Below are 6,242 nucleotides of genomic sequence, written 5' to 3'. Positions count from 1 at the left end.
CCATGCGCAGCGTGTTACAGGACCGCGACCAACACCAATCGCACCAGAACTCACATGCTGTAACCGCTACCCCGTGGAGTGAGACAGAGCCAGAAATTCGTGTCCGTTCACAGCCATGGTGCTGTGCTGCAGCAGACACCTGTTCGTGAAGCCTGTCATCACGATGGATCAGCACGCCTGGTGCCAAGCTCATGTGGAGGCGTTCGAGTTCTTCCGGGGCGCTCCAGCGCGGATCGTGCCGGACAACCTGAAAACCGGAGTGGACCGGCCCGACCTCTATGACCCGAAGATCAACAAATCGTATGCTGAGCTCGGCATTCACTACCGCGTGCTGATCGACCCGGCGCGCAGCGGCAAACCGAAGGACAAGCCGCAGATCGAACGGCCGATGCCGTATATCCGCGACAGCTTCTGGCGCGGCCGAGAGGAAGACTTCACCTCGATCGCCGACATGGAGGCCAAGGCCCTGCGCTGGTGTGAGGAGGTGGCCGGGCAGCGCGCCTGCCGTCCTCTGGAGGGGGCGGCCCCGCTGAAGGTGTTTCGGAGCGTGGAGCAGCCCAAGCTGCTTCCGCTGCCGCATCAGCCGTTCGAGCTGGCCCGCTGGTTCCGTGCCAAGGTTGGCCGCGACATCCACTGCTCGGTGGACAAGGTGCTGTATTCCGTGCCGTGGAAGTACATCGGCAAGCACCTGACTGTGCGGGTGACCGTGAATCTGGTGCAGTTCCTCTACGACGGCATGCTGGTCAAGACGCACGTGCGCAAACCGCGGGGCAAGCAGACCGACCTGGCCGACTATCCGCCGGAGAAGATCGCCTTCCACATGCGCACGCCCGCCTGGTGCCGCAAGAAGGCCTCCGAGATCGGTCCGGGCTGCGTCGCGGTCATCGACGAACTCCTCGCCGACAATGCCCTGTATCACCTTCGCTCCGCCCAAGGGGTTCTGGCGATGGCCGACAAGCACAACCCCGAGCGGTTGGAAGCCGCCTGCGTCAAGGCGCTGGCCGCCGGCGACCCCTCTTACCGCACTATCAAAGGCATCCTGGCCGCCGATCTGGAACACCTGCGCGACAATGACCGGCCGGCCGGAGATGGCGGGGCGGGAGCGTTCTTGCGTGGCCCGACCGAACTGTTCGCCGATCTGGCGGTCTATGACAACGTCGTGCCGCTGCACGAGGCCCAGACCTCCGAAGCGTCCTGATCGGCACCCGCGCGTCATCGGCTCCCGCACCCGGCCTGTCGCCAAACAACGGGCGCGGGAGCCTGGCAAATTCACTCTCGGAAGGATACGGATCATGGCCACCAGCATCGAACTCGGCGCGCTGGACAAAGCGCTGCGCACCCTCAAACTTGGCGGCATGCTCGACACCCTGGAGGCTCGCCTGGCCCAGGCCCGCGCCGGAGAACTCGGGCATATCGACTTCCTGCAAGTGTTGTGCGAGGACGAGATCTCCCGCCGGGAGTCCGCGGCGATCGCCCGGCGCCAGCGCAAGGCCCGGTTCGACGAGCCGGTCACCATGGAAGGCTTCGACTTCGCCGCCTCACCGAAGCTACCGGCCGCCCAACTGCGTGACCTGGCCGCGCTGCGCTTGTTCCACGCCGGGGAATCGATCATCCTGTTCGGTCCCGTCGGCGTTGGAAAGTCGCATATCGCCCAAGCCCTGGGCCAGCAGGTCATCCGTCACGGCCTCGACGTGCGCTTCATCAAGACCTCCCGCGCCCTGGCCCACCTGGCCGGCGGACACGCCGACCACACCTGGCCCAAACGACTGGCCGAACTCACCCGGCCCGCTGTTTCCCAATCCCGTTGTCGCCGAGTCCCTCCTCGACAGGCTCATCAACTCCAGCTACCGCGTCTTCATGGACGGCCCCAGCTACCGGCCGCACAAACGACCCGGCAAGACCAGCACGTCAGGACGCGCGAAGGACGACAAATAGCTGAGGCCGACGATCGCCTGACTCAGCAGAGCATCATCCGTGGCTGGGGGTGATCGGCGCCCCACCGAACACCACCGCGGTGCGTTTGCCGATGAGTACCGTTCTTGACCGCGGGGTGCGGTCCGTCCCGCTGGTCTTCGTGGCGGGCGCCGCGGTCAGGATGATCGGGCTGGGTGGTGCGGCAGGTCTGGCGCGGACGCTACAGCAGCCCGATCACCAGTGCCATGGCGAGAAACAGCACCAGCTGATAGCTGCTGTTGATGAGGGTCAGCTTCGGAGGTTTCAGCTCGAAGGCATTGTGCTGCAGGAGCGTGGTTGCCGAGAACACCAGCCACGCCACGAGACCGACCAGCAGCGCCAGCCACACTGAATCGTCTTCAGTAGCCGCCGACGCGATCTCGATGCCGGCCGCCAGTCCGAGCGCCGTCACGCTGTTCGCGATGAGGAGCTGGACTATGTTCCTTTTGCTGGCCTTCTTGGAGTCTTCGGGAGCTATGCCGGTCAACTTCCACCAGATGATCCCAAAGCCCTTCTTGCTGTACCACACGAACGCCACGACCATGCCGACGACGATTGCGAGCACGGTGGCAAGCCAGTTGATCTCCATGGCGTAACTCCTTGATTGTCTGAACACCGAGGCGATCCGAGCCCCGCTTGGCGACGGCGCTAAGGCGATTGATACAATCAACTGCGATGGAAAATATCAAGCATTCTTCTAGTCGCTCCTACGGACAGTTCTGCGGACTAGCCCGCGCCTTGGACGTGGTGGGTGACCGCTGGAACCTCCTGATCGTGCGCGAATTGCTTCCCGGTCCGCTGCGCTACAACGAGCTGAAGACCTCCCTCGCCGGGATCGCGACCAACCTCTTGGCGGAGCGACTGCGGAGCCTGGAGGGAAACGGGATTGTCGAGCGGCAGCTTGGAGATGCGGGAGTCCTCTACGCCCTGACGCCGTGGGGCGCTGGACTCCGCGAGCCGATGGAGGCGCTGGGCAGGTGGGGCGCGCCGCTGTTGATGACAGGACGTGGCGGCGATTCGTTCCAGCCGCGCTGGCTGGCGCTCGCGCTGCCGGCACTGCTTCGAGATGTGACCGCGGCTCCTGCGCTCGAACTCGGCTTCGAGGTCGAAGGCTTCCTCATTGTCTTGCACATCGACGAACACGGTCCGCGCGCGCTCGTCCAGCCCGACGGCTGGCCGGGCACGATTCTCACGGCCGCACCAGAGATTGTTATCGGGCTTGCGGCTGGCGCGCTCACAATCGACCAGGCGCTCTCTGCGGGACGCCTCCAGGGCGACGCCGAAGTCCTCCGCAGAGTTTTCCCTGCAGAGCGGGCTACCGCTATGCCCGCGCTCGATCCTCGCTAGCCGACAGTACGTCATCGGCTCGCCCGGCGGCGGGTGGAGCAACCGCAGACCATCTCGTAACAGGGCAGGTCACCCCGTGGTCACACCGACCCCAAGACTAGGCCGGAAACTCTCATCCAACACATAACGCCCAAAAGGCCCCGTTGTCCTTCGTGAGCACCACGCTTCAAGTGGCTTAATACCCTGCGCACGGGCTGGCTCAATTACCCGACGTTCGACACGATGATGGCGTCCGCGTTCGCCCGGTACATCGCAAGCAGGTCGAAGCCGTCACCGGGGAAGTTGTCGATCACGACGCGGGTGGCGCCGACGTTGGCCAGCGCGTCGCCGCCGGGCATGGCCGAGTTGTCGAGGATCAGCCGGGGCTTCTTGGCCGCCAGTTCGGAGAGCTGGCCGGCGGTGGGCGGCTGCGGGCCGTACACCCCGGCGGGCTGGACACCGGCCAGGTCCGCGGCCCAGGCGACGAAGGCCTGGGAGACCACGACGGGCTGGCGAAGCCGGCCTCCCAGCTGGAGGCGGCGACCACCTTCAGCCCGCCGGTCGGCTTGGCCGCGGTCTCGGAGCCGGCTCCGCAGGCCGTGAGGAGCAGCGCGAGGACGGCGCAGAGAAGGATTCTCATCGCGTGGATGACCTTTCGAGAGGGATGAAGTGAAGCAGGAGGGTGCAGACTCCGCCGACCACGACGAGCGTGGGGCCGGGCGGGAAGTCGAAGAGCAGGGCGAGGATGAATCCGCCCAGGTTGAAGGCCAGGCCGAAGACGATCGACGAGCGGATCATGGCGGGTAGCGAGCTGCCGACTCGGCGGGCGGCGAGGGCGGGCAGCAGGGTGAGCGCGTCGACCAGCAGGGCGCCGGTGAGGCGGATCGCCGAGGCGATGGCGACGGCGATCACCACCAGGAGGATCAGCGTGAGCCGCTCCACCGCCACGCCCGAGCACAGCGCCAGTTCCCGGTCGTGGAGGAGGAGGGCGAGGTCGCGGCGGCGCAAGCCGTACAGGATCGGGACGAGCACCGCGAGTGTGGCCAGCACGATGACGTCCCTCGGCTGGGTGGCCAGGATGGAGCCCCACAGCAGCTCGAAGGCGCCGTTGGCGTTGACGCCCGACAGCGACAGCACGAGCAGGGCGGCAGCGATGGCCAGCGTCATCAGCAGCCCCATCGCGCCGGACAGGCCGGTGGAACTGCGCGCCAGCGGGGTGAGCGCCCCGCCGGACAGGCCGCAGAGCACCAGCGCGCACAGCAGCGGATCGAGCCCGGTCAGCAGGCCGATCGCGATGCCAAGCAGGGCGACGTGCATCATCGCGAAGCGGTCCGGCATGATGTCCAGCCCGACGATGAACACGCCGACGATGGGCAGGCTCACCGAGCCGAGCACCAGCGCCACCAGGGCCAGCTGTACGGCGGGCAGCTTCACAGTCGGCCGAGTTCCTGGCCTGCTCGCCTGCGACCTCGATCAACTCGGTCGTGTGGCGGTGCAGGCCGAGGATGGCGCGCAGCAGGGTGCTCTTTCCCGAGCCGTTGGTGCCGGTGATGGCCAGGTGCTCGCCAGGAGCGAGATCCAGGCTCACCCGGTCCGCTGCTGTGACCTTGCCGTGGTGGCAGGTCACGTCGGACAGGCGTAACGAAGCAGGCAAGAGTGATACCCGATCGATATGGCGCAAGGCATTCATTCCGTAGGCTCCGTATCGCCACGGCGCCTGGATCGGAGTCCGAGGCCCGCGCCGATCGCCAGCAGCACGGCGCCGGTCACCCACAACCAGGCGGGTATTCCTTGACTCTGCTGCTCCGCAGCACTGGGAACAGCACTGCTGACGGCCTCGGACGGCTGAGAGGTCGTCGACGGCGTCGCGGATGGGGTCTCGGTCGGAGTCTGGGAGCTGGGCGTGAGCGTGGGGCTGGGCTTGGGCGATGGCTTGCCGGCCACGGTGAACGGGATCTCGCCTTCGATCGGGTGACCGTCGGAGGAGACCACCCGCCAAGCGATCACATAGACGCCTGGCTGCAACTCCTCATCGACTTCGGCGACCACCTTGGGTCCGCTGGCGCGTGGCTTGCCCAGCGAGACGTTCTTGCCTGCCGCGTCGTGCAACACGACGGTGGGGGATCGGACGCGGGCGGTGTATACGAGTTCGATCTCCTTGACGGCCGCCACCTTGGCGTCCTTGGCGGGAGAGCTGCTCTTGAGGCGATCGTGAGCGAAGGCGGCGGGAGAGGTGAGCATCAGCAAGGTGCCGCCGCAGACGGCCACCAGCAGGAAACGGCGGGCATATCTCAGGATTGATTTCATCGCGGAGTCCAAGACGAGGAACGACCGAAGATGCGCTGCCGCGGAGACGGAGCGCCTGAACATCGCTGCACGGCGGCCTCAGCCGGCGTGCGGCCTCGCGGGAGGTCCGCGGAGATGGAAGCACGCCACCAGCTCCCAGGGGGAGCAGGGGGCGGGTGCCTCGGCCGGTACGGCGTGCCGTACCGGCGAGAGGAAGTCGTTGCGCGCGGTCAGGAGCCAGCGCAGTACGGCGAGCGGGGCGGCTCCCCACAGCCGGACCAGCAGCCAGAACGCGCTCTCGCCCCGGTGCAGCCACCAGCCGGTCAGCCAGGCCGCGGTCAGGTGGACGGCCAGCATGCCGACGTTGAGATGGCCATGGCCGGTGTCGACGTCCGAGCCAGGGGCTGCCCAGGTGAACAGAGCATGCAGGGCGGCCTGCGCAGTGATCGTGAGCCCGAGAACCGCCGCCCGGCCGCGTTCGCGACCGTTGAGCCCGTAGGCCAGCCCCAGGGCGCCGACGCCTCCGGCGAAGAGCGCCTCAGCCGGTACGGCGGCGCCGCCGGCGAACAGGTGCCCACCCGCGGTGACGAGAACGCACACCACGGCGAAAACGGCGGCTCGCCCCAGGCGCAGAGCCGGTTCCCCGGGGGACACAACCGTCATTATGACAGCGGGAG

At 66.9% G+C, this 6,242-nt stretch carries 8 protein-coding genes and 1 pseudogene; 3 read left to right on the top strand and 6 right to left on the bottom strand.

Features of this window, described 5'->3' with window-relative positions; genetic code table 11:
* Positions 1–115: 115 nt before the first annotated feature.
* The gene (locus tag ACFXJ8_RS38865) at positions 116–1,198 is read left to right on the top strand and encodes a hypothetical protein (RefSeq protein WP_379649767.1); all 1,083 of its coding nucleotides are present in this window, start codon (positions 116–118) and stop codon (positions 1,196–1,198) included.
* 94 nt (positions 1,199–1,292) lie between these two features.
* On the top strand, positions 1,293–1,988 hold the full coding sequence (locus ACFXJ8_RS38860) for an ATP-binding protein (protein WP_379649765.1): 696 nt from the start codon (positions 1,293–1,295) through the stop codon (positions 1,986–1,988).
* Between the two features lie 146 nt (positions 1,989–2,134).
* On the opposite strand, the gene ACFXJ8_RS38855 is transcribed toward ACFXJ8_RS38860, so the two are convergent.
* Positions 2,135–2,542 (bottom strand): DUF1761 domain-containing protein, encoded by a 408-nt coding sequence (locus ACFXJ8_RS38855; RefSeq protein ID WP_379649763.1) that lies wholly within the window; start codon positions 2,540–2,542, stop codon positions 2,135–2,137.
* A gap of 86 nt (positions 2,543–2,628) precedes the next feature.
* Here ACFXJ8_RS38855 and ACFXJ8_RS38850 point away from each other — a divergent pair, with 86 nt between their 5' ends.
* Positions 2,629–3,300 (top strand): winged helix-turn-helix transcriptional regulator, encoded by a 672-nt coding sequence (locus tag ACFXJ8_RS38850; protein WP_379649761.1) that lies wholly within the window; start codon positions 2,629–2,631, stop codon positions 3,298–3,300.
* Between the two features lie 203 nt (positions 3,301–3,503).
* On the opposite strand, the gene ACFXJ8_RS38845 is transcribed toward ACFXJ8_RS38850, so the two are convergent.
* The 5 genes and pseudogenes from ACFXJ8_RS38845 to ACFXJ8_RS38825 all read right to left on the bottom strand — a co-directional run bounded on the left by ACFXJ8_RS38845 (position 3,504) and on the right by ACFXJ8_RS38825 (position 6,219).
* Complete coding sequence (locus ACFXJ8_RS38845) at positions 3,504–3,782, bottom strand: hypothetical protein (protein WP_379649759.1); 279 nt, start codon at positions 3,780–3,782, stop codon at positions 3,504–3,506.
* A 133-nt stretch (positions 3,783–3,915) separates the two neighbouring features.
* On the bottom strand, positions 3,916–4,713 hold the full coding sequence (locus ACFXJ8_RS38840; RefSeq protein ID WP_379649758.1) for a metal ABC transporter permease: 798 nt from the start codon (positions 4,711–4,713) through the stop codon (positions 3,916–3,918).
* Positions 4,714–4,765: 52 nt separating this feature from the next.
* Positions 4,766–4,969 (bottom strand): annotated as a pseudogene (locus tag ACFXJ8_RS38835) (ATP-binding cassette domain-containing protein); the annotation flags it as partial.
* Positions 4,966–5,598, bottom strand: coding sequence for a copper resistance protein CopC (locus tag ACFXJ8_RS38830; RefSeq protein WP_379649757.1), 633 nt, complete (start codon positions 5,596–5,598; stop codon positions 4,966–4,968). The pseudogene ACFXJ8_RS38835 and the gene ACFXJ8_RS38830, both read right to left, overlap by 4 nt.
* Positions 5,599–5,664: 66 nt before the next feature.
* On the bottom strand, positions 5,665–6,219 hold the full coding sequence (locus tag ACFXJ8_RS38825; RefSeq protein WP_379649755.1) for an MFS transporter: 555 nt from the start codon (positions 6,217–6,219) through the stop codon (positions 5,665–5,667).
* Between the last annotated feature and the right edge of the window lie 23 nt (positions 6,220–6,242).

Origin of the sequence: Nonomuraea sp. NPDC059194 (assembly GCF_042754765.1) — a bacterium.
In the GTDB taxonomy this organism is placed as follows: Bacteria; Actinomycetota; Actinomycetes; order Streptosporangiales; family Streptosporangiaceae; genus Nonomuraea.
Note: the sequence above shows the minus strand (reverse complement) of the source record. Positions and strands in the feature narration are given on the sequence as shown.